A 25,845-nucleotide genomic window follows, 5' to 3' on the forward strand; every position below is an offset into this window, starting at 1 on the left:
CGAGCGTGTGTGCGACACGACATATCCTCCTTCCCTGCCGCGATTTTCTCCGAAAGGGAGATCTCAGGAGATTGGTTCGGACTCGTTTAGGGTCAATGGATGAGGACGCGCACAGCGTTTGCCGGGCGTTCATTTCCGTCTTAGAACTGACGCGCAGCACGCCATTCAATCCGGTGGCGAACGGCCTCCGCGATCGCTGGCATGACGTCTATATCATTCGACGCATGTGCAACCGCGTTCGTGCTGACGATCCTTTCGACAAGCCCACCCAGAACCTGCGCTGCATCGCCGGCAAAAAGCGGATGCACGACCACGCAATCCGGTCGCGCGAACCCCATGCCGACCAGTTGGCGCGCCGCCTCGGTGAGGGTCCGACCGGATGAGGCGATATCGTCGACCAGCACCGGCTGGCGATCGAGAAACGCTGGGGCATTCGGAATCGAGATGGTGACGTGACGGTCGCCGGATCGGATTTTCTCGCACACGAGAAACGGAGCATCGGCATCGGCCGCCACCTGCGAGACCCACTGTTCGCTTTCCAGGTCCGGACCGATGATCAGCGGGCGAGCGACATTGCGCTTGATCCACGAGGCCAAAAACGGCGCGGCATGAACAACCTGGGTTGGGATGCGGTAGATTTCCGACAATTCATGGTAGCGATGGAGATGCGGATCGACCGTCACCAGCCAGTCGAGATGGCGAGACAGGATCGCAGCAAAGGTTCGCGACGTCACCGCCTCGCCGGCATGGAAGCGTATGTCCTGGCGCATGTAAGCGAGGTAAGGGGCGACGAGCCCGATCCTGCGAGCGCCAAGATCGCGCGCGGTGTCGGCTGCGAACAGCAGCGGCAACAGCTTGGCGTCCGGATGATCGAGACTGGACAGCAGGATGACCTCGCGGTCGCTGACGTCGTTTCCGACCCTGAGATAGGTTTCCCCGTCAGGAAACTGACGATGCTCGATCGTGCCGACCTCTGCATCGAGCGCGGCGGATAGCGGCTGTGCCAGGGCCTCGCTGCCAGGCAGCGCGAACAGGACGGGACGGTTCATAGCGCTTCAATCCCGAAGATCGGCCCGTCGCTCACGGCATAGGCCGCCGCATAGTCGAGCTCGCCCGGGCTCTCGGCATGAATGCTACACAAGGGAGCCCCGGCATCCACCATCTGGTTCAGCCGACACTGCAGTGCGACGCCAGCGGCCTTGGCCACCGGCGCGCCGGCGAGCTTCGCGACCGTCGCGAGCTTGCGATTGTCGATACTCACCAGGCGGCCGCTATAGGGAGCGATCATATCCTGCTGAAACCGGGCGACCGGTGGAGCCCGCATGCCGCCCTGCGCTTCGCAGATACGTTGGAACTTGGCCCAGGCCCCGCCGCTTTCGAGACACGCCCGCGCACGCGCATAGCCTTCGCCGGCCGGGGCCGCGTCAGCGAGCTCAAGCAGTCCTCCCGCCAGCTCGCAGGCCCGGTGGGCGAGATCCTCGGCGCCCGGCTGCCCCTGGAGTACGGCAAGGATATCCTGCGCCTCGAGCGCCGGGCCGATGCCCCGTCCGATCGGCTCCGCGCCGGGGCCGCGCATCACGCGCGTGCGAAGCCCGAAGGCTTGGGCGACCGAGCTCAGCGCGCGCTCGAGCGTATCGGCGGCATCGGTTCCGCGTACCTTGGCGGTCGGCCCGACCGGGATATCGATGACCAGATGGGTCGCACCGGCCGCGATTTTCTTGGACAGCACCGAGGCGACCATCTGCCCTACGGCATCGATATCGAGCACTCGTTCAACGCCGATGATCACATCGTCGGCCGGGCTGAGATTGACGGCGCCGCCCCAGGCGATGCAGCCGCCTTCGCGCTCGACCACCTTGCGGATGGCGGAAACGTCGAGGTCGACAGGTGCAAGCACCTCCATCGTGTCCGCCGTGCCGGCCGGCGAGGTGATCGCCCGCGACGATGTCTTGGGCATGATCAGGCCCTCCGCGGCCATGATCGAGACGATGATCGGCGTGGTGCGATTGCCCGGCAATCCACCGACGCTATGCTTGTCGACGATGACCGCTCCGGACCACTGCAATCGCTCGCCGACATCGACCATCGCCCTGGTCAGGCTGATCGTTTCGTCCGTATCGAGCGGGACCGCTGAGCATGCCGTGATGAACGCCGAGAGATGGACATCGCTATAGCGTCGCTCGGCGATGTCGGTCATGATCGCTGAAAAAGCCCCTTCACTGAGACGATTGCCATAGATGCGCCGACGCACTTCGGCGAGCGAGGCGAGAGGCTGGGCGTGCGCGATCTCGACCGGATCGCCCTCGCTGACGCCGAGCCGCCGCCATGCGGATTCGGACAGGCCGATCTCGCCGGGCGCTGGAGCCTCCGCGGAACTGTGCAGCAGCGAGACTACGATTTCCCGCCCGCCGGCGTGCAGCGCGACCTGCGCGCGCGACGCGAGACCTTCCGAGCGGCAGACGGGACAGTCTTGGCGCATGACCGCGATCAGATCACCTCCGGCAGCCGACAGGCCGAGGCGGTGTGCCCGCAGCGTCGTCGCGACAGGCTCTACTTCGGCGTCCTCGATGATCCCGGGCTTCACGCGAGCATGCCCCAGCTACCCAGCGCCGGTACGCTGCATGCCCAGCCCAGATCCTCCGAGACACGCTTCGCCAGGACGTGGGCGCCGGTCGGCTCGCCATGGGTGACATAGACGTGGCGCGGGGCCTCGTGCAGCGAGCCGAGCCAGCGCATGAGCTCGTCGCTGTCGGCATGCGCCGAGAGCATCGTCAGGTTGGCGACCTCGGCTTCGACCGGGATATACTCGCCGTGGATCTTGATCGTCCGGGCGCCGCCGATCATGGCGGCGCCGCGGGTGCCCGCCGCCTGGAAGCCCGAGAAGAGGATGAGGTTCTTCCCATCCGGCGCGAAGCGCTTGAGATGGTGGAGCACGCGGCCGCCCGTTGCCATTCCGCTGGCCGAGATGATGACCTTTGGGGCGGGGTTGGCGGTGAGTTCCTTGGATTCCTCCACTTCGCGCACATAGTGCGCGACGCTGCACGCCGCTTCGCACTCGGCGCGGGCCAGGCGATGCTCGTCCATGAAATCGCACATCAGCCCGCTCGCGTTGATCGCCATCGGGCTGTCGAGGAAGATCGGGATGTCGCGGAGGCGTCCCTGCGCGCGCAGACGCGAGAAATGATAGAGAAGCGACTGGACCCGTCCCACGGCGAAGGCCGGGATCACCACCGTCCCTCCTCTCTCGACGCATCGTTCGACATGATCTCCAAGCGTCTTTGTCGGATCGACCTGCTCGTGGCGCCGATCGCCATAGGTCGATTCCACCAGGACATAGTCGGCGCGCGCGGGCGGCTCGGGATCTTTCATCACCGAATCGCCGTAACGGCCGATGTCGCCTGAGAAGAGGATTGTCCGCCCCTTCCAGTCGATCTCGATCGACGCCGCGCCGAGGATGTGGCCGGCGCGATGATAGCGCACCCTGATGCCGTCCGTGACTGCATGCCACGCTCCGAACTCGATCGGCCGGAAGAGCTGCAATGCCAGACGCGCGTCAGCCTGGGTGTAGAGCGGCAGCGCCGGCTGGTGCCTGGAGAAGCCGTGCCGGTTGGCGAACTCCGCATCCTTTTCCTGCAGATGACCGCTGTCGGGAAGAAGGAGCTCGCACAGGGCCGCGGTCGCCCGGGTGGCAAGGACGGTACCGTCCCAGCCCAGGCGCGCCATGCGCGGTAGCGCGCCCGAGTGATCGAGATGAGCGTGGGTCAGCAGGACTTGGCCGACATCGGCGACTTCGGGTGGAATTGGCGACCAATTAAGGCGGCGCAGATCCCTGGGTCCTTGAAACAGGCCGGAATCGACAACGATCTGAGTTTCACCATCGTCCACCAGATAACGCGACCCTGTGACCGTTCCCGATGCGCCGAGAAAGGCGACGCCGAGACCATCGGCCGGGCGCTTAGCCAGATCGATCCTTGCTTCGCGCTCGAGGACGGTCACGCCGGACTGGTTGCGGGAATGGTGCCGTTTCTTTCTCTTGTGCATGGACGCGGGCCTGCCTCTCACGATTATGTTCGTGAGCGCAGCTTTGATTCGCGGACGCCGCACGCCTATACGCAAAAGCCGCAGCACGACTGCTGCTCCCGACAGTTGCGTCGCGCGAACACCGGTGGCCGATCCGATCGATCACCTTACCCATGCTTGCGCGATGCCCTTCGGACTTCGCTCTCTACTTATACCTTGCTCCTTGGACTCGAGCCTATGCAGGCTGGAGGTTGACCAGAAGAGGACGGCATATGGGCGAACATGACCATCGCATGCGCAAGCGCGGCAAGATCGTTCTGATCGGCTTCCTGCTCGTCGCCAGCTTCTTCCTCATTACCGAGCATACCGCGCACTTCCTGGGTGTGCTGCCCTATCTCATCCTGCTCGCCTGCCCGCTCATGCACCTGTTCATGCACCACGGCCAAGGTGGGCATCAGCATGGCCATGAGCCCGGCCAGGCACCCGCCGGCTTGCCGGCCAATCCCAACGGCCGCATCGAAGGAGAGTCGCGATGACGCACGCCGACTATGGCTATGGTCTGTGGGGGCTCGCGCTGGTCAATGCCGCCGTTTTCATCCTCTTTGCGTTCAGCTTCTTCAAGCCGGCAACGCGGCGCGACTGGCGCAGCTTCGGCGCGTTCAGTGCGTTCATCGTCGCGCTCTTCGCCGAAATGTATGGCTTCCCGCTCACGATCTTCCTGCTGTCGGGGTGGCTCCAGTCGCATTTCCCCGCTGTCGACTGGTGGAGCCACGATGCTGGACATCTCCTGGAGATGATGTTCGGCTGGCGAGTTAATCCCCATTACGGTCCATTCCACATCGCCAGCTTTGTGCTGATCGGCGTGGGTTACTGGCTGATCTCGGTTGCATGGACGGCCCTTCACTTGAGTCAGCGCAAACACCAATTGGCCCTTACTGGGATTTATGCCCGGATCCGGCACCCGCAATATGTCGGCTTCATTCTCGTCATGCTCGGCTTTTTGCTACAATGGCCGACCCTTTTGACCCTTGCTATGTTTCCGGTGCTCGTCGTGATGTATATTCGGCTGGCTCGGCATGAGGAAAAGGAGGCGCTAGCCAACTTCGGCGAGGTTTACCGCGATTATATGGCTCGCGTGCCCGGCTTCATTCCGAATCTGACAATCCATTCGCGTCGAAGAAGGCCATGGCGATCCTTTGACGGGAATGGCTGATGTAATTGCCGGCAAGGTCAATGCTGACGTTCTGACTGGCCTTATTATTCGGACATCGTTACCCGACCTCACAGCACACTACTGCAGCAACCCCGGTTCGACTGCGCAATCATCTTGGGAGGGCAAGTTCGCCTTGCACGGGCAGATTCGGTGTGGAGCTGATGCCCGGCACTAGACGCAGAGCATCGCCGATCAAGGTATAGACGGCGTGGCGCTGGCCGCCACGGTTCCGATGGTCGACGCGATAGCCCTGATAATGTCGGCGGAGCAGGCCTGCATTCACCAGTTCGGAAACGGCGCGACTGAGATTACTCTTGCCGGCTGTGCGAATGCGTGCCCGCATTTCCTCCGCGATCACGCCGCGCCTTTTCTCCGGATCGCCGGGGAGCAGTCCGTTTCTAGCGAGGTCGCTCTCGACCCGCTCGGCCAGCGTAATGCTGCGCGGACCACGCTGGGCCATCGGGGTCAATGCGTCGCATAGCCAATCGCGCAGGGAAACGAGCCCATCGTTCCGCCTGACCCAGGGACCGGCGCTTCCATCTGGCCCCGCCACCTGGGCGATCAGGTTGAGCAGCATGAAGGCATAACGGGGCCGGCTCGATACGGTCGCCAGCGTCTCGAGCACGGCCGCGACATCACAGCCAATGGAGGGTTCAAGAGGCTTGCCTGCATGAAACATAACATGATGGAATCAAGCACAAAGCAGGATCAATGTGAATCCCAAATCGGCGGCCACAGACGGGTTGTCAGCTATGACACTTTGCCGGCGGATAAAGTGTCATAGGCGATCCATTCTAATCGTAGATTGTTGCGAATCGTTCTCAACTCATCCTGATAATCATGGCGCTCGCCGCTTAGGTGTGGACGAGCCGTCTCCTCGCGAACGAGCTTCCGTCGCCTATGGCGAACAGGATAAAAGACTGCGGCCGCCTTGATGATCTCACGCGCTTTGCGACAGACTGTCAGCGTGCTGAAACCCTTGGCGATCTGCATGGCACGATCGATGCCGCCGTGCGCGATCTTGGCTTCCGCTGGTTCACGCTGCTTCACAATATCGACCTTCGGCGCGGCGACGAGCAAAGCCTGTTCCTCACAACCTATCCGTCGGCCTGGCTCGAGGAAGTTCTAGAAGAACGCCACTATATCGAAGATCCCATTCATGCGGCCTGCGCACGTACGCCCTCTGGACTGGCCTGGGACCGTGTCGGCGACATGCTGGAGCTCACGCCGCGCCAGCGAGGCATCCTTGACCGCGCCCGGGATCATGACCTTGCATCGGGCTACAGTTTGCCGATCCGGACTCCGGGCGAGCCCGAGGCGATCTTCACTGCGGCCCGATCACGCGACGAGCCGCTGAGTGCAGAAGAGGTTCTGACCGCCCGTCTGCTCGGCTCGGTCGCTTATGATCGGGCGCGCGAGCTGCTTGGCGAAAGGGCAGGGCCATTGGCCTGCGTCCCTCTCAGCCCTCGCCAGGTCGAATGCATCGCGCTCGTCGCGCAAGGCAAAAGCGACTGGGAGATCGGCCAGATCCTCGGCCTCAGCCGCGACACCGTGCACGAATATGTTGAATCGGCCCGCAGGCGTTATGGCGTGCGACGACGCACGCAGCTGGTGCTGCGCGCGGTTCGCGATGGTCATCTCAACATGGAAGCGCTGCTCTGATCTCGCCGGCCATATGATGATCGGGCTTGGGCAAGTTCAGGATTTCTGCGCTGTCGCTGGCGCGATCAAGGACGCTACGGCCTTGTCTGACCTGATGGCCGAAATCACGAAGGCCATGGGCTTTCGGCACTATGCCCTGGTCCATCATGTCGACCTGAAGCCTGCGGTTCGCTCGGTCCACATCGTCGACTATCCGCAAGACTGGGTGGAGCGCTTCCAGGCGAGACGCCTCTATGCGAGCGACCCGATCCACCGCGCCAGCCATCGCACCAATGTGGGCTTTGCCTGGTCGGCGGTTCAGTCGATCATCTCTCTGACGGCCGCCGATCGCTCGATCCTGGCAGAAGCCTACGAGGCCGGGCTGGGCGACGGCTTCACCGTTCCGGCCCATATTCCTGGCGAGCTCAATGGATCCTGTTCCTTCGCGATGGCGGCGGGCGAGATGCTCGACCATCGGCAGCTGCCGTTCGTGCAGCTCGTCGGCAGCTTCGCGTTCGAAGCGGCACGCAAGATTTCCCGGATCCACGCGCCGCAATCCGAATGGCCGAGCCTGACCGAAAGGCAGGCCGAATGCGTGGCGCTGGTCGCGCGGGGCAAGACCGATTGGGAGATCAGCCAGATCCTCGGCATCGGCCAGGAAACGGTGATCCAGCATGTGAAGGATGCGCGCGACCGCTATGGCGTCACCAAGCGCACCCTCCTCGCCATTCGCGCCTTGTTCGACGGGCAAATCAGCTTTGCCGATGTGTTCGGCCGATGATCTCCCCAGAACTGGGGATAACGCAAGAAAGCCGCCTCTGATCGACTGACAGGCCTCACCAAAAGGAGGCTGTCATGCACATCGGGACCGGCTTTTCGCAAGCCATGGAACACCGCCTGTTTCGCTCCATGTTCGAGGAGCGCAAGCGGGTCTTCGTCGATCTTCTTCGCTGGGACGTTCCGGTCATCGCCGGTCGCTACGAGATCGATCAGTTCGACAATGATCGCGCCGTCTACATCGTTGTTACCGGGGACGACGGGGAACACCGGGCATCCGCACGGCTTCTGCCGACCACGCACGAGCATATTCTCGGCACGATCTTCCCGGATCTTTGCGAGGAAGCGCCGCCGCGCGGCAGTGCTATCCTGGAAATCACCCGCTTTTGCCTTGCGCGAAAATTGCGCGCCCGGGAGCGTCTCGAGCTGCGCAATCAGCTGGTCACCGCGCTCGTCGAATATGCCCTCGCCAACCAGATCCACAGCTTCACCGGGGTCGCCGAGTGGCCGTGGTTCCAGCAGATCCTGGGTTTCGGCTGGACTTGCCGACCATTGGGTCTTCCCACGTCCGAGCAAGGGCGAAGTCTCGTCGCCTTGCAAATCGATGTGGACGACCGAACGCGCGAGCAGCTGCGCGCGAGCGGCATTTTCCGCCCTGTCGGCCTTGCCGATCTTCCCGCCGCAGCATGAGGAGGGCGATCATGGCCACGATCGCACCGCGCGGCGTCTCCGCCGCGACCAAAGCCGACGAAAATCTGCGGCAGCACGGCTTCTGCATCCTGCGGGATGTCGAGTCTCGGTCACGCATCGAGGAGATCAATCGATCCCTCCATCCGCGTTTTGCCGCCACGCCTTTCTGCCAGGGCGGATTCTACGGCCCTCGGACAAAACGCTTCGGTGGCCTGCTGAAGCGCGCGCCGACGGTTGAAAGTCTTGTCCAAAACCCTGCCGTCATGCGCCTCGTCCACGCTATCCTCGAGCCCTGGTGCGACACGGTCCAGCTCAACCTCACGCAAGCGCTCGAGCTGCACCCGGGGGCGCCAGCGCAATTTCCGCACCGGGATCAGGACATGTGGCGCGGTCCGACCGGCGAGCTCGAATATCTCGTCAACGTCATGTGGCCGATTTCGCCGTTCAAGGCCGAAAATGGGGCGACGCTGGTCTGGCCGGGGAGCCACAATGGCGGGCAGGGCGACGACGGCGCGGAGCCGGTCGCCATCGAAGCGGATCCGGGATCGGCGATCATATTCCTGGGATCGACCCTCCATGGCGCCGGCGCGAATCGTTCAAACGCGGTGCGCCGAGGCATCATCGTCAGCTACTGCCTCGGCTGGCTGAAGCCCTATGAGAACCAGTGGCTGACCTATCCGCCCGAGGTGGCCAGCGCATTCGATCCCGAGCTTGCCGCGCTGGTCGGCTACCAGCAGCACCGCCCCAATCTCGGCAATTATGACGGGCAGTGCCCGTCCATCCTGCTCGGCGGCGATCCGCCAGACCATCTCGCCGCAATCGATGCTCTCCGGCCCGACCAGGAAGGCGCTCTGTCCGAATTCCTGCGGCAGCAAACCGATCAACTCCCCCCCCGGCTAGGGGGATTGCCGAAATCGAGCGCGGTCGGAACAAAAGAGAGGTGAAATCCAACGGATAGCTGACGGCATTTCCCGACGCGGGAGCTGTCTCTCGCGGGGGAAGACCCGATGCAACGTGCAATATTCGGCATGGCGATGCTCGCCCTCGCCACAGCCCTTCCAAGCGCACCGGCAGCGGCGAATGACCTGGGCTGCCAGGTTCTCCTGTGTCTTTCCAATCCCGGTGGCGCGACCCAATACGCGCAATGCGTGTCGCCGATGACCCAGCTATGGCAACGCTTGGCCACCGGCGGCGCCTTTCCCGGCTGTAGCGGCGGCGTCGCCCGCACGAAGGTCTATGATCGCGATTCCACAACTCGCCGCCGGGTGGTCATCACGTTCAACGACGGCCGCAGCCAGACCTTCTCGCTGGCCGGCATCGAGCGTTTGGACGGCGGCCGCCGATGATCCTCGATGTCGCCACCCTTCTTTCGCTTGCAGGAGCTTGCGCACCGACGGTGGCGCCTGAGACGCTCATTTCGATCGTCCACACGGAGAGCCGGTTCAACAGTCTCGCAATCGGGGTCAATAGTCCCGGCGTGCGCGCGCCAAAGCCCGCGACCAAGGCGCAGGCAATCGCTGCGGCGCGCAGCCTGATTGGTCGAGGCTACAACATCGATCTCGGCCTGGGGCAGATCAACAGCGCCAATCTCGGCTGGCTGGGGCTTTCGGTGGAAAATGCATTCGAGCCCTGCTCCAACCTAGCCGCCGCCGCGCGTGTCCTAGCGACCAACTACCAGGCGGTCGCGCGCCTTGCCCCGAGCCGCGATCACGCGATCGCGACCGCCCTGTCGCTGTACAATACCGGCGACCGGCAGCGCGGCTTTCGCAACGGCTATGTCGCCAGGGTCTATGCCAGCGCGTCGGCCGTCATTCCGTTGATCCGGAGTACGGCGCCGGCAACCAGAAACTCGGTCGTTGCCCCAGCGGCTCCGGCCTTCGCTCCGCCACCCGATACCCCTGTTTCGCCCCCGGCCGCAGCCGGGTGGAATACAGCGGCGAGGGCGAGCCAGGCCTCGCTCATGGTGTTCGGCGACGGGGCCGCATCTCAGAAAGGACAGCATCCATGACAGCAATCACCGCCCACCTGGGCGGACGGCCACAATGGGCGCGACTTCTGCTGCGCATCATCGGCGTGATGGCATTGGCGCTGCTTGTCTCGATACTGCTGAGCGATCCTGCGCACGCGCAAGGTGCCGACGGCATCACGTCCATGGCGGAGAACATCAAGACCTGGCTCACCGGGACCTTCGCCAAGACCATCGCGGTGATCGCGGTCGTGATCGTCGGGTTCATGTTTTTCACCGGGCGCGCCAGCCTCGGCCTTCTGGTGACGGTCATTGTTGGCATCTTCATCGTCTTCAGCGCGCAGTGGATCGTCGACACCATCACGGGTGGCGCGTGAAGGAGAGCGCCGCGCTGGACGAGCGGCTGCGCGAGGAGACGTTGTTTCTCGCGGTCACGCGCCCGACGATGTGGCTCGGCGTGCCGCTCGAAGCCTCGTTGCCGATCGCGCTTGCCGCCTGTCTCACTTTGATCGTCAGCGGCAACCCGCTCTATGCCGGCGCCATCGGAGGCGCCTGTCTTGCTGTTGCACGGCTCATCGTGCGGCATGATGCCAACGCCTTCCGGCTGCTGTGCCTCTGGACCATGACCAAGGCGCGCAACCGGAACCGCGTCTGGTGGGGCGGCAGTTCCTATTCGCCGCTCCCGGTCGCCGGGCTGAAACGCAAGGGCTTTGCGCGTGGCTAGCGCGGCTGCCCAGCTCCCGCCGCGCAAGACGCCGTGGCGCATATTGCGGCAAGAGGCCGAGCCTGGGCGCTATCTGCCCTATGCGCGCCACGTGACGTCGGAGGTGATCGCGCTCGATAGCGGCGACCTCATGATGATGTTCCGCCTCGAGGGGCTCGCCTTCGAAACCGCGGATCCGATCCACCTCAACGACTGGCATGAGAAGCTCAACGGCACCTGGCGCAACATTGCCGACGACCGGCTCGCGCTCTGGACCCACATCGTTCGCCGCCCGGTCGATGACTATCCCGAAGGCCAATTCCGCTCGGACTTCGCGGCCGAACTGGACGAAAAATATCGCGCGCGGGTGACTGCCAAGCGCATGTTCGTCAACGAGCACTATCTGACGCTGATCATGCGGCCGGCGGTCGGCTCGGCCGATCGGACGGGGCTTCTCCTCAAGCGCATCGCCAAGGCCAGGGCGGCCGATGAAGAAATCGACCCTGACGAACTGGCCCGCTTCGAGGAGAAGGCGCGCGATATCGAAAAGCTCCTCCGGCGGTGCAGCCCCGCACGGCTCGGCCTCTATGAGCAAAATGGCCTCCTATTCTCCAGGCCGCTCGAAGTGCTCGAGCAAGTCATGATGGGCGCCAAGGCCAAGGTGCCGCTGGTCCGAGGCCATCTTGGATCCGCACTCTACGGCGAGCGGGTGATCTTCGGACGCGAGACGGTCGAGATCCGCGCCCATGATGCGAGCCGCTGGCTGGGGATTTTCGGCATCCGGGAATATCCTGCGCTCACCCGTCCCGGTCAGATGAACGCTCTGCTCGGCCAGGATTTCGCGTTCGTCGTGTCGCAATCCTTCACCTTCATGGGGAAGGCGCGCGCGGCCGAAAGGCTGCGCCGGCGACAGAACCAGATGGCCTCGACCGAGGACGCGGCAGCAAGCCAGGCGCTCGACCTTGAAGACGCCGCCGACGATCTTCAAAGCAATCGGTTCGTGCTGGGCGAACATCACTTCTCGCTTGGGGTGTTTGCCGAGAGCCAGAGGCGGCTCGCCGATAATCTGTCGGCCGCGCGGGCGGCGCTCGCGGACGCTGGTCTGGTGTCGGCGAGGGAAGGTCCGGCGCTCGAAGCAGCCTTCTGGGCTCAGCTTCCCGGTAACTTCGCGTGGCGGGCGCGGCCGGCGGCAATCACATCGCGGAATTTCGCCGCATTGGCACCCTTCCATACCTATCCCGCGGGCCGGCCGAGCGGAAATCATTGGGGTCCGGCGATCGCGCTGATGAAGACGGCCGCGCAATCGCCCTACTATTTCAACTTCCATGTCGGGGATCTCGGCCACACGCTCATTATCGGTCCCTCGGGCGCGGGCAAAACGGTCGTTCAGAACTTCCTGATGGCGCAGCTCGAGAAGACGGGCGCGCAGCAGATCTTCATCGACAAGGATCGCGGCGCCGAGATCTACGTGCGGTCTGTTGGCGGGATCTATCTGACGCTGAAGAACGGGGAGCCAACCGGCTTCGCGCCGCTGCGGGCGCTCGAATATGGACCGCGCAACCTCGTCTTTCTCGGTCGTCTGATCCGGCAGCTGGTGACGCCGCCGGGCGGCCCGCTGGGCGTCACCCAGGAGCGTATGATCGACGAAGGCTTGGCGTCGCTCGGGCGGCTCGCACCGGAGAACCGATCCATTCTGGCCCTGCGCCAGCTGCTCGGCCAGCGCGACCCGGAAGGCATCGGCGCTCGACTTGAGAAATGGTCGCGGGGCGGATCGCTGGGTTGGGTGTTCGACAACGAGATCGATGCTTTGTCGCTCGATGCGCCGTTCCTCGGCTTCGACATGACCGACTTCCTCGACAATCCGGAAGTTCGCACGCCGATCATGATGTACATGTTCCATCGCATCGACGGCCTTCTGGATGGCCGCCGACTGGTGATCGACATCGATGAGTTCTGGAAGGCGCTGGGTGATGACGCTTTCCGCGCCTTTGCCCAGGATGGCCTGAAGACCTACCGCAAGCAGAACGCCTTCTTGGTTTTCGGCACGCAGAGCCCGGCCGATGCGCTGCGCTCGGATATCTCACACAGTATCATGGAGCAGGTCGCGACCAAGATCCTGCTGCCCAACCCCTATGGGCGTGAAACGGATTATATCGACGGGCTGGGCCTGACCCAGGCGGAATTCAAGCTCGTCCGTCACGACCTGAACCCCGAGTCTCGCCGCTTCCTCATCAAGCAGGGTCATGACTCGATCGTGGTGGAACTGGACCTGGGCGGCCTCTCCGACGAGCTCGCGGTGCTCTCGGGCACCACGGAAACCGTGACGCTCCTCGATGCCATTCGCGCTGATGTCGGCGACGACCCGGCGAAATGGCTGCCTCTTTTTCACCAGCAGCGTCGGTCTGCATCGATCAGGAAAGGATGAGCTATGGGTAAGGGCATATACGCAGCACTTGGCGCCATCGCCCTAGGAATGGCGGGGCCTGCAGTTGCGCAAGGCATCCCCGTCTACGACAGCTCCGGTTATCTGCAGGCGCTGGCCACGGTGAAAAACACCCTGTCGATGATCGATCAGGGGAAGGAGCAGATCGCAGAAGCGAAGCAGCTCTATGGCAGCTTCAACCAGGTCACCGACGTCAACGGCATCGCATCATCTCTTTCCACCGATGCCATGCGCCATCTTCTGCCGCGGGAGGCCCGTGACATCAGTCGGCTGATGTCGTCGGACAATGCCAGCCTGGGTTCGCTCGGGAGCTCCGCGACCCGTATCCGGGACGCCAACCGCATCGCTTTGCCGGAATTGCGGCCAGGTGCGTCGGCGTATGAGCGCGCGTCCCGCGATAACCTCTTGCGGAACGGCGACCTCGCAGCGCGCGACGCCGCGATCGCGGAGGCGGCCTATGGCGTGTCGGCCCAGCGTACCGCCGGCCTCGAAGAGCTGAGAACCTCGCTGGATACCGCTTCGGACGCCAAGCAGGTCATGGATATCCAGGCGAGGGTAGGGGTCGAGAATGCCCATATCCAGAACGACGCCTTGCAATTGCAGGCGCTGCGAATGCGGCAAGAAGCAGACGTCCAGTTGCGATCACAGCGCGAAAGCGAAGCGATACTGGCGACGAAGCTAGAAAGCTTGTCGCAATGACCGCGAGAGCTTTGCTGCTTGGGTTTGCCGCAGCGGGAATGCTCGCAGGATGCGAGCGGGCACCGCGCGGGAAGGACTATCTAACCTCTCACCCGGAAGAGCTCAGAGGACTCGTCAAGGCCTGTGCCGACGGATCACATCCCAACGAACAGGAGTGTTCCAACGCTGAAAGCCTCCGGATCCTCGACAACAAGATGCGGTCGCTTTCGAAATAATCCAGCGCCCTGGAGCCTCGCATGGCCACGGACATGTTCAATTCACTTTACGCGAACGTTGATGGGAAGCTTGATCTTTTCCTCAACGAGCGTCTCCAAAACGTCGTAGAGGTTGTCCGTGGTCCGCTCGCTGTCGGGCTGGTTATCTACATCGCCCTGTTCGGCTACATGGTGATGCGGGGCATCATCAGCGAACCATGGGGTGAGCTATTCTATCGGATGGTGAAGCTCTGCCTGCTGTATGTTGCTGCGACGACGGTCGCCTATTCCGATTGGATCACGACGCCGCTCTTCCACGGAATGCCCGATGCGATCTCCCAAGCTCTCGCCGGTAAGACGATCGACACAGTAGGAGAGGCATTCGACGACTATTACACTCAAAGTGATGCTATAGTTGCGCGGATAGAGACTGAAGCCGCAACCTACAGCGACATTAACCCATATAAACTGGTCCTCTATGCGCTGAGCCTGGGGCTGAAGGCATTAGTTGGGCTCTCGGCAGCGGTTGGATTCGCTATCACCATATTTGCCAAAGTTGCGTTGGCGATCATTATCGCGCTTGGCCCCATCTTCATCGCCCTAGCTCTTTTCGAGCCAACGAGGCGTTTTTTCCACGGCTGGCTGGGCCAAGTATTCAACTATATCGTTCTCCTTGCTGTAATCATAGCCATCACGACCCTAATCACAGACCTCGGAGCGGCTGCAACAGCAGCATCTGAAGGCGTCGTGGATACGGCTTTCGGTGCTGTCCTGTTTGCAGCGTACATATTTTTGGGGACGATCTTCTTCTTCCAGGCTCCGGCCATCGCGACGGGAATAGCCGGGGGCGCGGCTGCCGGCGTGGGTGCCTTCGCCGGAACGGCTTGGGGGACGATGGCATCTCCCTTCCGACAGCGTCGCGTCATGCGCAACAGTCGCAACTTGGAGCGCGCCGCTCGTCGCGGCGGCACCATCGAATCGGCGTAGTGAGGCATCATCATGACTTTCCCTTTTCCGCGAATTTCCGCCTCGAGCTTCCGCCGCAGCGTCGCTTGCCTAGTCGGTGGCTTAGCTGTGCTCGGCGTCGCGGGCTGTGCTTCCGGACCCAAGAAGCTCGCGGTTTGCAATGGTCATCGCCTGCGAGACGTGAACATCTACGGAAGCGTCCTGCCTGGCTCGCCAGTGCCTGCCACCACGGCACCAAGAGTTGCGCCGCCCATACCGCCCCTGTCCCATCCTCGAGACGGCGATCCGCCCCCGCCGCCCGCCGTGCCGTCGCCGTCTACCTCGGACGACAAGGTCTCGTTCGCACCAAGGGGATCGCATTATGCGAGCTGCTGATGACCGCTCGGAGGCCGTGCCGGCATCGGGGCTGCAGCGCTATTTCCGGGACGCACGAAGCTGGGATCAGGACAGGATCCGGAACGCGCTGCGCTCGACCCGCATCGCTTGGAGCATCGCGGCCATCGCCTCACTCCTGGCCGCGGCCTCGATCTTCGCAGTTGCGGCTCTGACACCTCTCAAGACTGTCGTGCCCTATGTTATTCGCGTCAACCAGACCACCGGCGCGGTGGATGTCCAGACCGCGCTCACCCAGCGGCCGATGCGCTACGATGAGGCGGTCACCAAATACTTCCTCGCCCAGTATGTGAGAACCCGCGAAAGCTGGATCCCGGCAGCGGCCGAAGAAAATTTTCGGTTCGTGACGATCCTCTCGCAACCGACTGAACAGCAGCGCTGGGCGCGCTTCTACAGCAGCAACAATGGCGCAAGTCCCCAAAATGTTTGGGGCAAGAATGCCGTCGTGCAAGCGCGCGTGCGCAACATCGCCTTCATCAACGATCGCGTCGCCAATGTGCGGTTCACGCGGACGGTCCAGACCGAGACCGACGTTCAGAACAGCGATTGGATCGCCACGATCACGTTCGCCTACGCCAACGCGCCCATGGCGGAAGGCGATCGCTACCGGAACCCGCTGGGATTCCAGGTCGAAAACTATCGTGCCGATCCGGAGGTGATCCGATGAGGGCACTCTCCGCCGCCATCATTTGCGCGCTGGTGCCTGTAACGGCGGCGCACGCGGTCGAAGTTCCGCGAGGTGGTCCGTCCGACCCGCGCGTCAAGTTCGTCGAATATGAAGAGACCGAGGTCTATCGGATCGTCGGCACGTTCCGGACCGCAACGCAGATTGTCCTGAGCGACGATGAGACGATCCAGCACGTCGCGCTGGGCGACACCGTATCTTGGGAGGTCGCCGTCGCCGGGCACATCCTGTTCCTCAAGCCGCGTGAGCGTGCCGGACCGACCAATCTCATCGTCACCACGTCGCGCGGAGGCGAATTGCGCAGCTATGCGTTCGAGTTGACCGCTCGCAGCGGTCCGATCACGGGCCGCAACGGCCAAGCCTATTTTCAGGTGCGGTTCCGATATCCCAGGGACGACGCCGACCGCGCCGCGCGTCTCAGGGCCGCGCAGATTGCCATGCAGGCCGCTGCCCTAGAGGGCCGCGCCGTTCGCGGCGCTCTCGATCATGCGGTCGTCGAAGGGCCTCGCAACATGAACTACAAGGTGCAGGGCTCCAGCGAGCTTCAGCCGTCGGAGGTCTCCGATAACGGGCAGTTCACGGTGTTGCGTTTCCCCGCGAACCGCGAGGTGCCGGCGATATATCTGGTGCGACCGGACGGATCTGAGACGCTGGTCCCCTTCGACGTCCGCGACGAATTCGTCGTCGTCCATTTGGTGGCGCGTCAGCTGCGCCTTCGGCGAGGCGGCGAGGTGCTGTGCATCTATAATCAGGCGCCAGAACCCTATGGGGTCGATCATGGGACGAACACCGGGTCGCCCCATGTCGAGCGCACCATCACACATCCGCAGGAATGAGCCATGGCCGAAGATCCATCCTCCGTTTCGCGCCTTCTGCCGAGCGCCGATCTCACGCCGGAGAAAGACGAGATCCTGCACGAGCGCGGTATCGAGCCGATCGGGGGGATGACGCCTTCCAAGCGCAATACCGCCCTCATCTTTGCCGGCACGGCGATGGTACTGGGCATCCTGTGGGTTAATTCCGGGACGAGCCAACAGGGCTCCAATCGTGACCTCACTGCACCGGGCGGGGCGGCCCAAGAGCGGCGCGATATCGTGGCGCGGGAAACCGTCGATTACGCGGCGGTCGCTCCGCAGCCGAGACCGCTGGGCGCAGGCGGGAGCGATCCCAACGCACCTGTGCTCAATCCCGCAGCAGGGGTTCCTGGCCCCGACGGTCAGATCGTCCCTGCCATGCAGCCCGGTGCGGCGCCAGGACCGACAGGAGGGACGGGCGCCCGGCCCAACCTCGCCGACCGGGCGCGACGGTCGACACTCATCGCCTATGGCGGGCGCGATCTCGGTGGGGAGACCTCGCAAGGTCCGGCGGCGGCCTCGGGCGCGCAACCGACCGAAAATTCAGGAACGCCAGGGAGCGCTGAGGGCGGGGCGCCCAATGCGCTGGATCTTGTGCGGCAAAGTTCGGCCGTAGGCGAAGCGCGAGCCTCGATGCTCCCCAATCGCAATTTTCTGATCACTGCGGGGACATTGATTCCCTGCACCCTTCAGACGGCCATCAATTCCGCGCAGCCTGGATACACGTCCTGCATGATCCCGCGCGATGTCTACTCCGAGAATGGCCGGGTCGTGCTCATGGAAAAGGGCACGCGCGTGCTCGGCGAGTATCGCGGAGGTATCCAACAGGGTCAGAACCGCCTCTTTGTGCTTTGGACCCGGGCGGTGACGCCACAAGGCGTCCGCATCGACCTTGCCTCGCCTGGGTCAGACGCGCTCGGCCGCGCCGGGCTTGCTGGGGCGGTCGACAGCTTCTTTTGGGCACGGTTCGGCGGCGCGCTCCTGCTCTCGCTCGTCGATGACGCCGCCTATATTGCCGGGCAGGCCGCATCGAGCGGCAACGGCAATTTCAACAATGTCACGCGTGCGCCGAGCGAAGGGGCCGCGATCGCGCTCCAGAACAACATCAATATCCCGCCGGTGCTGAAAAAGAACCAGGGCGAGGAGGTCGGTATCTTCGTCGCCAAGGACTTCAACTTCGCCGATGTCTACAATCTAGAGCTGCGGCGGTAAGCCATGCGCGACACCGCCGTCCTTCGTCACTACCTCGAACCGCTTCTTCCGTTGCTGGAGCCAGATGATGTGACCGAGCTCGTCATCAACCGTCCGGGCGAGGCGGGAATCGAGGACCGGCAGGGGTGGCGATGGCATGAGCTGTCCGAACTCGACAGCGAGTGGCTTGGAACGCTCGCCGTCGCCGCGGCAAGCTTCACGCACCAGGACATCGATGGGCAGACCCCGATCTGTTCGACCGTCCTCCCAGGCGGCGAGCGCTGCCAGATCGTAATCCCGTCGGTGACGCCGAGCGGCTGCCCGTCCTTTACGATACGCAAGCCCTCGACCGTAACCCTGCCGATCGACCAGCTCGCACGCGCTGGCCTCTTTGACACGACGCGCGCGAGCGCCCGGGGCCTTACCGAAACCGACGCCGAGTTGGTGGCACTTCGCGATGCGGGCGACTGGCCGGCCTTCTTCAAGGTCGCGGTCGCCGCGCGCAAGAATATCCTGGTCAGCGGTGCAACCGGGTCCGGCAAGACGACCTTGGCGAAAGCGCTCATCCAGCTCATCCCGCCCGACGAGCGACTGCTTACGATCGAGGACACACGCGAACTCATCGTGCCCCATCGCAATGTCGTTCATATGGTCTATTCGAGCGAGGGGCAGGGCCTTGCAAAGGTCGGTCCCAAGCAACTTCTCGAGAGCGCGCTGCGCATGCGCCCGGATCGGATCCTGCTGCAGGAGCTGCGCGACGGCACCGCGTTCTTCTACCTGCGCAATGTCAATTCGGGGCACCCTGGGTCGATCACCACGGTGCATGCCGGCTCTGCGGCGGGTGCCTTCGAGCAGCTGACGCTACTGGTCAAGGAATCCGAGGGCGGCCGAGATCTCGCGCGCGATGATATCCGCGGACTTTTGCGAATGCTCATCGATGTGGTCGTCCAGACCCGGCGCCATGGCGGCCGCTTCGAGGTCGAAGAGGTCTACTTCCACCCGAAGGTGGGCGATGCCGGTGCAGCGTAGCTTCTGGATGATCGGCCTGTCCGTTGCCGGCGGCACCTTATTGTGCTGCGCCATCGCCGTGCTGGTTGCCCTCTTTGGGCTGGGCCAGATCGGCTCTCACACCGACCTCACGGCCTTGCCCGCATGGCTGTGGTACTATCGGACGGACCCACTGCTTATTCTTTGGCTAAAGCGCGGGGCGCTGGCGGGCGCAGTTGTGGTTGGGCTCCTCGCGATTGGGATTCTGCGCCGCGGGCCGGCATTGCACGGCACCGCCCGGTTTGCGCGCGAAGGCGAGATCCGGCGGGAGGGCCTTCGCGCCGCGTCCGGCATCGTTGTCGGCCGCAAGGCTGGACGTTTCCTGATATTCGGCGGGAGCGAGCATGTTCTGCTCGAGGCACCCACACGAGCGGGCAAGGGCGTGGGCGTCGTCATTCCCAATCTGCTGACCTGGCCAGATTCGGTGGTCGTGCTCGACGTGAAACGGGAGAACTGGGGCGCAAGCGCCGGCTATCGTGCACGGGCCGGCCAGGCCGTGCATCTGTTCGATCCGCTCGACGCGGAGGGGCGGACGGCGCGGTACAACCCCCTGGCGCACATCAGACGGACTGATGACATAGAGGTCGTCAACGAGCTGCAGAAGATCGCGGGCATGCTTTTCCCCGCGCCCGAGCGATCCGATCCCTTCTGGGCGGAGGCCGCGCGAGCGGCCTTTGTCGGCGTCGGCGCCCTGGTCGCATCCAACCCGGGCCTGCCCTTCACCATCGGCGAGATATACCGCCGCCTCACGAGCGGGGATCCCAAGAGCGACCTTCCCGCAACGCTTCAGGAAGCCCGCAGGGTGGGCCAGCGCCTCAGCCAAGCGTGCGTGTCCGCGATCCAGGATTTCACCTCGGCCTCGGACAACACCTTTTCCGGGATCAAGCAGACCATCACCGCGCGGCTCAATCTCTGGCTCAACCCCATGGTGGATGCCGCCACCTCGGAAAGCGACTTCGACCTGCGCGAGGTACGGCGTCGGCGCATGTCGATTTACCTTGGCGTGTCGCCCGACAATATCGACCGCATCGCGCCGATCTACAGCCTGTTCCTGCAGCAACTCGTGGATCTCAACACCCGCGATCTTCCTGAGGGCGCGACCAATGTCCCGGTCCTGGTCCTGCTCGACGAGTTCGCCAGGCTCGGCAAAGCCTCGGTGATTGCGAGCGGCTTTTCCTATGTCGCCGGCTATGGCCTACGTCTGGTCCCGGTCATTCAGAGCCGATCCCAGCTTCGCGCAATCTATGGTCCCGATGTCACCGACGAGATCATCGCCAATTGCGGGCTCGAGGTTGTCTTCACGCCCAAGGAGCTAAAGGTCGCGAACGAACTTTCCGAACGGCTCGGCTTTTTCACGATGAGCGTGAAATCCCGCAGCCGCACCATCCACGGGCTGCTGGCGAACCGAAGCATCTCGGAATCCGACCAGCGCCGCGCACTCTTGCTGCCGCAGGAGCTGATGCAGCTACCCAAGAGCGAGCTCCTGCTCCTCCGCGCCGGCATCCCGCCCATTCGAGGTCGCAAGATTGCCTATTACCGGATGCCGCGCTTCACGCGGCGAGTGATCGCTCCGCCCGTGCTGCCCGCCCGTCCCATCGCGGCAATGCTTTCTTCCCCCACTCCGGCTTTAGAGCAGCACGGTGCTGGCACGCCTGGGCTGAGTGGCACCCGCCGGCAACCGGCGACGAGCTCGGGGAACGCCATACCGGAGGAAATTGCGATGCGGGAAATGACCGAGGCCGAGCTTTCAGGCGCGGCAGAGATCACGGACGACATGCTGGTTCTGGGTGACCTGGCCGAACTGCCGCCGCCGGGCGACGAGGCTGCCGCAATCGCCTTCGTGACGGCGATGGTCGAGCGGGCAGTTTTACCACCGACCGGATCGGCATCCACGTCCCTCATGCAGGAAAGGGCAGCCCATGTCCGCTGAGAAACCCGAGAGTTCGCGGGGCGCTAGGAAGCGCAGCAATGCCATTTCAATCGGTGAGGCATCGCCATCGGGCCGTTCCGAAAAACACGGCCCTGATGCTCCCGAACCCCTGGGAAAGAAGGAAAAGGGGCAGCGGCCGCCCCGATCGGTCTCGACCGGCGACATGCCGGAGACGCTGCAAAAACGCTACTTCTCATCGACCAGCAAATGGTCAGGCGAGCCTGCCTACTTTACGACGGCTCAGGCCAAGGAGCCTGCATTTCGGGACCAAGGGAGGCGCCTTGTCACTTCGAGTGACAGTGAGGAGGTCGTGCGTGATCTCGTCGCGATCGCCCGGCATCGTGGGTGGACGAATGTTCACCTTACTGGCAGCGAGGCCTTTCGCCGGGCAGCATGGCTGGAGGCCAACCGCCAAGGGCTCGACGTGCGAGGATATCGGCCGAACGAGCGCGATCTGCAGGAGCTGGATCGCCTCAAGCTTGGCAATGACCGCAACAGCATCGCGCCGGCGGCCGTTCCGTCAGTCACCCGGGAGTCCGGCCGAGATCAGTCCCAAGCTCACGAGCGCTCGGCTCGATCCCGAGCTGCGGCGTCCGTGGGCAGAAACGAGCGAGCCGCGCAAAGTCAGTTGCGGGTGATCGAAGCGGTAGTGCGAACCGCACTGTTCGACAATCCCGAAGCGATCTCGCGCGTGATGAAGGTCGCGACCACCACACTGCAAAACCACGTTGACCGAGGTGATCAAATTCGTCCTGCCCTGCTCAGGGAAGGGCGCGACAGGAAGGGTCTGGACGTTGCGCCCAACCGAAACGAATCCTCGAGAGTCCATCCACCTGTGCAGCGATCTCGCAGCCGGTAGCGCAGTTTGCCCCGTTTACGGCTGTCGGAGGACCAATCATTCACCGATTGATAAATTTCTGTTTCATATTTTCATGAAACTCTGATTTATTGTTTTCATGAAACAAGTTGAGGCTCGCAGCGATGCCGATGACGAGCATCTTCAAATCCAGGTCCCAGGGGTGACCAAGCGCGATCTTGGTCAGCGAGCGCTCGACGCTCGCGAACCCATCCGCATGATCGTGCTGCGCGCGCTCGAGGCCTACGGCGTAAATGTGCCGCCTGAGGCAATCTCCGACCGTCGGAAGCGCAACTAATGTCAGGCGAGTTCGAGGCGCTGACGATCGACGACTACGCCAAGCAGGCTGCCCGGACGGACCAGCGTAGCGGGAAGAGCGCTCTGGGTTTCTCGATGCTCGGATTGTTCGGCGAAGCGGGCAGTCTTCTGAGCGAGGCGAAGAAGAAACAACGCGATGCTGCCTCTTACCTCGGATATGCCGATGCCGTTGCCGAGGAGCTCGGCGACGTTCTTTGGTATTTGGCGGCCGTCGCGCGCCGCAGCGCACTGGCGCTAAGCGACATCGCGGCAAATGCCGCGAGGGGCGACGACGAGTGGCGGGCTGGAAACAACGGTGCCTTGAGCTTCCATGCGCTCCAGCCAGCCCACATTCCGCTAGTCAAGGCGCCCATGCCGCAGTTCGAGCACACGCTGCTCGCGCTCGCCGGCGAGGTCGGCGTCCTCGTCAATAGCTTCCAGTTGGGGACGTTGACGCGAGACAAGGCGATGCTCGCTCGCCAACTCGTGGCGGTCATGCGCAGGCTAATCCAGGCCGCCAACGATTCCGGGGTCACGATCGAGGCGGCCGCCGTCAAAAACCTACATAAGATCTTTGACCGCTGGCCCCGCGAGAAAGTTTATCCGGCTCCGTTCGATGCCATGATGGACCCCGAAGAGCATCTCCCACGGCGGATGACGATCGACGTCTATGAGCGCAAGGTTCGCGGACAGACCTTCGTCTATCAACGATCGAGTGGCGTCTACGTCGGTGATCGGCTCACCGACAATGCGGTTGAACCCGACGATTATCGCTTCCACGACGTCTTTCACTATGCGCATGTCGCGGTCCTGGGCTGGTCGCCCGTCATCCGCGCATTGCTGCGCTTGAAGCGCAAGAGCGACCCGAAGCTCGATGATGCGGAGGATGGTGCGCGGGCGATCCTGATCGAGGAAGGCGTCACCTCGTGGATTTTCGGCCAGGCCCAGCAGCTTCGCTACTTCGACAAGGTAAAATCAGGCGGGCTGCCGCTGGACATGCTCAAGCATGTCCGCCAGTTCGTCGTCGGTTACGAATCCGAACGCTGTCCGCTGTGGCTCTGGGAGGAAGCGATCCTCCAGGGCTACGCGGCCTTCCGCTTCCTCCAGAAACACCGGCGCGGTCGCGTCACGATCGACTTCGCCCATCGTCGCCTGCTTATCAAGGAACTGCCGTCATGACCCCCAAGCATTTCGTTTCTACTCTGGCGGCAACCGAACTTCCTTCCGTTTTCAATCCCTGGCGCGATCGCTGCGCCGTTCATGACCGGCGCGACGCGGCGGCCAAGCGGCGCGATAATCTGGAACGGTTGCTGATCGCTGCCTTGGATGCAAAGGTCGAGACCATCTGGATTGCCCGCGACCTCGGTTATCGCGGTGGCCGGCGCACGGGCGTTCCCCTCACCGATGAGGTCCATCTCGACCGGGCGGGTGCGTTGATGGGCGGCATCGCCCTTCAACGTGCGACGCAAGGCCCGGCGGTCGCCGAGCGGACGGCGGCGATCGTCTGGCGCGTGCTCGAACAGATCGGACAGCCGGTCATGCTCTGGAACGTCTTCCCGTTCCATCCGCATGAAGCGGGCGATCCCTTGTCGAACCGTTGTCATACCCGCGGAGAACGCGAGGCGACCTGGCCTTTGCTTCAAGCGCTGATTGCCATGCTCAACCCCCGGCGCATCGTTGCGATCGGGCGCGATGCTCACCTAGCCCTTGGCGATGTCGGTATACCGACGACGGCCGTCCGCCATCCGAGCTATGGCGGGCAGCGCGACTTCATCGAAGGCATGTTCGCGATGTACGGGATCGACGGTGGCGCTCTCGAAACGCCGCGTCTGCCGTTGGAGGCGCCTTATGCTGCCGCGAGGAGTTGCGCACTCGCCTGATCGCAGCGCGCAAAAAGCTGCTGGAGATCGCCGCGATTCCATTTGCCGGTGTCGATTTCGGCGTGGGTAGAGACGATTGTCATTGGTCCGAGACCGACCCCTCCCTCTTTGGCAATGAACGATTGCAACCTGCCCAGCCCAATCAGATTGCCCAGTAGCTTTTCGATGTAGAAATGGTTGCGGTAGAATGCCGTCATGGCGATCCGGCGTTGATCGCCTTTGCCGATCAGCTTGAGGCTCGCGAAGCTCAGACACTGCCCGCCGTAAGGCGAATCGTTCACGTCGCGGGCAGGGTCGAAAACGCTCAGTTCAAACTTGTTGAGCGCGCGCACCTTTGGATTGCGCAGGCGCTCGACGATCCCCCAAATCTGGTTGATCGGCGGCCCGTCAAGTTGGGGTAACTGCATCATTCGCTCGAAATAGTAGCCTGACCAGGCTTCCTTCAACCTGACCTTTGGAAGCACATTGTCCCGGAACCGATCGAAGAAGAGCGGCGCGCCGTGGCGGTGGTAGAGCGCTGCCGGAAAGATGGTGTTGGCGACCGTCTCGATCGGCTTTTTGCCCCGCCCGGCAAGGAAGGCATCGACCTCGGCGACCACGGGATCTGCAAGCGTCGCGCGCGCCGAGGGATCGGCGACGTCGATGATGACGTTGTAGGCTTGGTGGCCGGGGGCGCCATCGACGACGCGCACCGCCTCGCGCCACGCGGAAACGCAGTCAGGCTGCGAGGGTACTGGAAGATACATCGACTGCCTCCATCAAATTCGCGGTGGCGAAGAGCCGCGGCGCCAGGAACCGTTCCGTCAGCCAGGCATGTCCGTCCATGCCCCATCCCGCACCCCAGCTATTGCGAACGAGAATTGCAGTGGCACCATCGACTTGGCCGTGCCCAACCGCGATTACGGCATGACGCTGGCTCGGTTCAGGCTGTTCGTCATTGGCGGGATCGACGATGCCATCGTCCGTCGGCATGAAGAACGAGCGCGACAGCATCGTCAGGATCACGACCGGCCGGCCTTGGTCGAGCAAGGCGATGATCGAGGCGAGGTTCGCTCCGCCCGGCTGGCCGTCTCGCCCATAGCGTTCACCCACGGCGGACGGCGGCTTCCACGAGCCATGGTCTTCGGGGACGGCCTGGAGGTAGGGCCAGCCCTGTTCTTCGGGTTGGCCGTCGCTGCGCAGCGCATCGAGCATCGCCGACAGCAGCGCGCCCTGCGCCGGCGATCGGCCCGCACGCCGCTGCGCTTGGTAAAAGGCGAATTCGCAGGAAAGCGGTGCCCAACCGTCGCGTAGGCCGGCATGGGCATCGCTTGCCGCAAAGGCCATGCAGGTGGGCCGCGCGCCTTGATCGCGCGCAGCACCAAACAAGGGCCGAAGATCGGTCGTGATCTGGATCATAG

Annotated in this window: 28 protein-coding genes; 22 read left to right on the forward strand and 6 right to left on the reverse strand. The window is 63.3% G+C overall.

What is annotated here, in order from left to right; genetic code table 11:
• Positions 1 to 140 precede the first annotated feature (140 nt).
• From Sj15T_RS20630 to Sj15T_RS20640, 3 genes are read right to left on the reverse strand one after another with little or no spacing between them, the layout of a single operon-like run.
• Positions 141 to 1,049: a ribose-phosphate pyrophosphokinase gene (locus tag Sj15T_RS20630; protein WP_004212748.1), complete on the reverse strand. Its 909-nt coding sequence runs from the start codon at positions 1,047 to 1,049 to the stop codon at positions 141 to 143.
• Positions 1,046 to 2,584 carry a thymidine phosphorylase family protein gene (locus tag Sj15T_RS20635; RefSeq protein WP_004212749.1) on the reverse strand — a complete coding sequence of 513 codons (1,539 nt, stop codon included), beginning with the start codon at positions 2,582 to 2,584 and terminating at the stop codon, positions 1,046 to 1,048. The genes Sj15T_RS20630 and Sj15T_RS20635 overlap by 4 nt, the downstream gene beginning before the upstream one ends.
• On the reverse strand, positions 2,581 to 4,041 hold the full coding sequence (locus Sj15T_RS20640; RefSeq protein ID WP_013039079.1) for an MBL fold metallo-hydrolase: 1,461 nt from the start codon (positions 4,039 to 4,041) through the stop codon (positions 2,581 to 2,583). The genes Sj15T_RS20635 and Sj15T_RS20640 overlap by 4 nt, the downstream gene beginning before the upstream one ends.
• A gap of 251 nt (positions 4,042 to 4,292) precedes the next feature.
• Here Sj15T_RS20640 and Sj15T_RS20645 point away from each other — a divergent pair, with 251 nt between their 5' ends.
• Both Sj15T_RS20645 and Sj15T_RS20650 read left to right on the forward strand, forming a co-directional pair.
• Complete coding sequence (locus Sj15T_RS20645; protein ID WP_013039078.1) at positions 4,293 to 4,556, forward strand: DUF2933 domain-containing protein; 264 nt, start codon at positions 4,293 to 4,295, stop codon at positions 4,554 to 4,556.
• On the forward strand, positions 4,553 to 5,233 hold the full coding sequence (locus Sj15T_RS20650) for an isoprenylcysteine carboxylmethyltransferase family protein (protein WP_013039077.1): 681 nt from the start codon (positions 4,553 to 4,555) through the stop codon (positions 5,231 to 5,233). The genes Sj15T_RS20645 and Sj15T_RS20650 overlap by 4 nt, the downstream gene beginning before the upstream one ends.
• 109 nt (positions 5,234 to 5,342) lie before the next feature.
• On the opposite strand, the gene Sj15T_RS20655 is transcribed toward Sj15T_RS20650, so the two are convergent.
• Complete coding sequence (locus Sj15T_RS20655) at positions 5,343 to 5,912, reverse strand: hypothetical protein (RefSeq protein WP_013039076.1); 570 nt, start codon at positions 5,910 to 5,912, stop codon at positions 5,343 to 5,345.
• 221 nt (positions 5,913 to 6,133) lie between these two features.
• Here Sj15T_RS20655 and Sj15T_RS20660 point away from each other — a divergent pair, with 221 nt between their 5' ends.
• From Sj15T_RS20660 to Sj15T_RS20755, 20 genes are all read left to right on the forward strand, one after another.
• A complete protein-coding gene (locus tag Sj15T_RS20660; RefSeq protein ID WP_013039075.1) occupies positions 6,134 to 6,895 on the forward strand; it encodes a LuxR family transcriptional regulator in 762 nt (253 codons plus the stop codon).
• A gap of 13 nt (positions 6,896 to 6,908) precedes the next feature.
• Positions 6,909 to 7,655 (forward strand): LuxR family transcriptional regulator, encoded by a 747-nt coding sequence (locus tag Sj15T_RS20665; protein WP_013039074.1) that lies wholly within the window; start codon positions 6,909 to 6,911, stop codon positions 7,653 to 7,655.
• Between the two features lie 74 nt (positions 7,656 to 7,729).
• Positions 7,730 to 8,341, forward strand: coding sequence for an acyl-homoserine-lactone synthase (locus Sj15T_RS20670; protein WP_007683387.1), 612 nt, complete (start codon positions 7,730 to 7,732; stop codon positions 8,339 to 8,341).
• A gap of 11 nt (positions 8,342 to 8,352) precedes the next feature.
• A complete protein-coding gene (locus Sj15T_RS20675) occupies positions 8,353 to 9,285 on the forward strand; it encodes a phytanoyl-CoA dioxygenase family protein (protein ID WP_013039073.1) in 933 nt (310 codons plus the stop codon).
• Between the two features lie 63 nt (positions 9,286 to 9,348).
• Positions 9,349 to 9,687, forward strand: a complete 339-nt coding sequence (locus Sj15T_RS20680) for a hypothetical protein (RefSeq protein WP_013039072.1) — start codon at positions 9,349 to 9,351, stop codon at positions 9,685 to 9,687.
• Positions 9,684 to 10,349 (forward strand): lytic transglycosylase domain-containing protein, encoded by a 666-nt coding sequence (locus Sj15T_RS20685; RefSeq protein WP_013039071.1) that lies wholly within the window; start codon positions 9,684 to 9,686, stop codon positions 10,347 to 10,349. The genes Sj15T_RS20680 and Sj15T_RS20685 overlap by 4 nt, the downstream gene beginning before the upstream one ends.
• Entirely contained in the window at positions 10,346 to 10,684 is a 339-nt protein-coding gene (locus tag Sj15T_RS20690; RefSeq protein WP_013039070.1) for a TrbC/VirB2 family protein, read from the forward strand. Before Sj15T_RS20685 ends, Sj15T_RS20690 begins: the two co-directional genes overlap by 4 nt.
• Positions 10,681 to 11,031 carry a VirB3 family type IV secretion system protein gene (locus Sj15T_RS20695; protein WP_013039069.1) on the forward strand — a complete coding sequence of 117 codons (351 nt, stop codon included), beginning with the start codon at positions 10,681 to 10,683 and terminating at the stop codon, positions 11,029 to 11,031. The genes Sj15T_RS20690 and Sj15T_RS20695 overlap by 4 nt, the downstream gene beginning before the upstream one ends.
• Positions 11,018 to 13,435, forward strand: coding sequence for a VirB4 family type IV secretion/conjugal transfer ATPase (locus Sj15T_RS20700; RefSeq protein ID WP_013039068.1), 2,418 nt, complete (start codon positions 11,018 to 11,020; stop codon positions 13,433 to 13,435). Before Sj15T_RS20695 ends, Sj15T_RS20700 begins: the two co-directional genes overlap by 14 nt.
• 3 nt (positions 13,436 to 13,438) lie before the next feature.
• Entirely contained in the window at positions 13,439 to 14,152 is a 714-nt protein-coding gene (locus tag Sj15T_RS20705; RefSeq protein WP_007683402.1) for a type IV secretion system protein, read from the forward strand.
• Positions 14,153 to 14,388: 236 nt separating this feature from the next.
• Positions 14,389 to 15,333, forward strand: coding sequence for a type IV secretion system protein (locus Sj15T_RS20710; protein WP_013039067.1), 945 nt, complete (start codon positions 14,389 to 14,391; stop codon positions 15,331 to 15,333).
• A gap of 340 nt (positions 15,334 to 15,673) precedes the next feature.
• Positions 15,674 to 16,372, forward strand: a complete 699-nt coding sequence (locus Sj15T_RS20715) for a VirB8/TrbF family protein (protein ID WP_013039065.1) — start codon at positions 15,674 to 15,676, stop codon at positions 16,370 to 16,372.
• Positions 16,369 to 17,226 (forward strand): P-type conjugative transfer protein VirB9, encoded by an 858-nt coding sequence (gene virB9 / locus Sj15T_RS20720; protein ID WP_013039064.1) that lies wholly within the window; start codon positions 16,369 to 16,371, stop codon positions 17,224 to 17,226. The genes Sj15T_RS20715 and virB9 overlap by 4 nt, the downstream gene beginning before the upstream one ends.
• A gap of 3 nt (positions 17,227 to 17,229) precedes the next feature.
• Complete coding sequence (gene virB10, locus Sj15T_RS20725) at positions 17,230 to 18,456, forward strand: type IV secretion system protein VirB10 (protein WP_013039063.1); 1,227 nt, start codon at positions 17,230 to 17,232, stop codon at positions 18,454 to 18,456.
• Positions 18,457 to 18,459: 3 nt separating this feature from the next.
• Positions 18,460 to 19,464 (forward strand): P-type DNA transfer ATPase VirB11, encoded by a 1,005-nt coding sequence (virB11, locus tag Sj15T_RS20730; RefSeq protein WP_013039062.1) that lies wholly within the window; start codon positions 18,460 to 18,462, stop codon positions 19,462 to 19,464.
• Positions 19,448 to 21,412, forward strand: a complete 1,965-nt coding sequence (locus Sj15T_RS20735) for a type IV secretory system conjugative DNA transfer family protein (RefSeq protein WP_013039061.1) — start codon at positions 19,448 to 19,450, stop codon at positions 21,410 to 21,412. The genes virB11 and Sj15T_RS20735 overlap by 17 nt, the downstream gene beginning before the upstream one ends.
• Positions 21,402 to 22,271 carry an LPD7 domain-containing protein gene (locus tag Sj15T_RS20740; RefSeq protein WP_013039060.1) on the forward strand — a complete coding sequence of 290 codons (870 nt, stop codon included), beginning with the start codon at positions 21,402 to 21,404 and terminating at the stop codon, positions 22,269 to 22,271. Before Sj15T_RS20735 ends, Sj15T_RS20740 begins: the two co-directional genes overlap by 11 nt.
• A 97-nt stretch (positions 22,272 to 22,368) precedes the next feature.
• Positions 22,369 to 22,566 (forward strand): hypothetical protein, encoded by a 198-nt coding sequence (locus tag Sj15T_RS20745; protein ID WP_021245304.1) that lies wholly within the window; start codon positions 22,369 to 22,371, stop codon positions 22,564 to 22,566.
• A complete protein-coding gene (locus tag Sj15T_RS20750; RefSeq protein ID WP_013039058.1) occupies positions 22,566 to 23,744 on the forward strand; it encodes a nucleoside triphosphate pyrophosphohydrolase family protein in 1,179 nt (392 codons plus the stop codon). Before Sj15T_RS20745 ends, Sj15T_RS20750 begins: the two co-directional genes overlap by 1 nt.
• Positions 23,741 to 24,445, forward strand: a complete 705-nt coding sequence (locus tag Sj15T_RS20755) for a uracil-DNA glycosylase (RefSeq protein WP_013039057.1) — start codon at positions 23,741 to 23,743, stop codon at positions 24,443 to 24,445. Before Sj15T_RS20750 ends, Sj15T_RS20755 begins: the two co-directional genes overlap by 4 nt.
• Here Sj15T_RS20755 and Sj15T_RS20760 read toward each other — a convergent pair.
• Both Sj15T_RS20760 and Sj15T_RS20765 read right to left on the reverse strand, forming a co-directional pair.
• Positions 24,412 to 25,191 carry a hypothetical protein gene (locus Sj15T_RS20760; RefSeq protein WP_013039056.1) on the reverse strand — a complete coding sequence of 260 codons (780 nt, stop codon included), beginning with the start codon at positions 25,189 to 25,191 and terminating at the stop codon, positions 24,412 to 24,414. The genes Sj15T_RS20755 and Sj15T_RS20760 overlap by 34 nt on opposite strands.
• Positions 25,163 to 25,843, reverse strand: coding sequence for a C1 family peptidase (locus Sj15T_RS20765; RefSeq protein ID WP_013039055.1), 681 nt, complete (start codon positions 25,841 to 25,843; stop codon positions 25,163 to 25,165). Before Sj15T_RS20765 ends, Sj15T_RS20760 begins: the two co-directional genes overlap by 29 nt.
• Between the last annotated feature and the right edge of the window lie 2 nt (positions 25,844 to 25,845).

This window comes from Sphingobium sp. TA15, assembly GCF_037101235.1.
GTDB lineage: Bacteria > Pseudomonadota > Alphaproteobacteria > Sphingomonadales > Sphingomonadaceae > Sphingobium > Sphingobium indicum.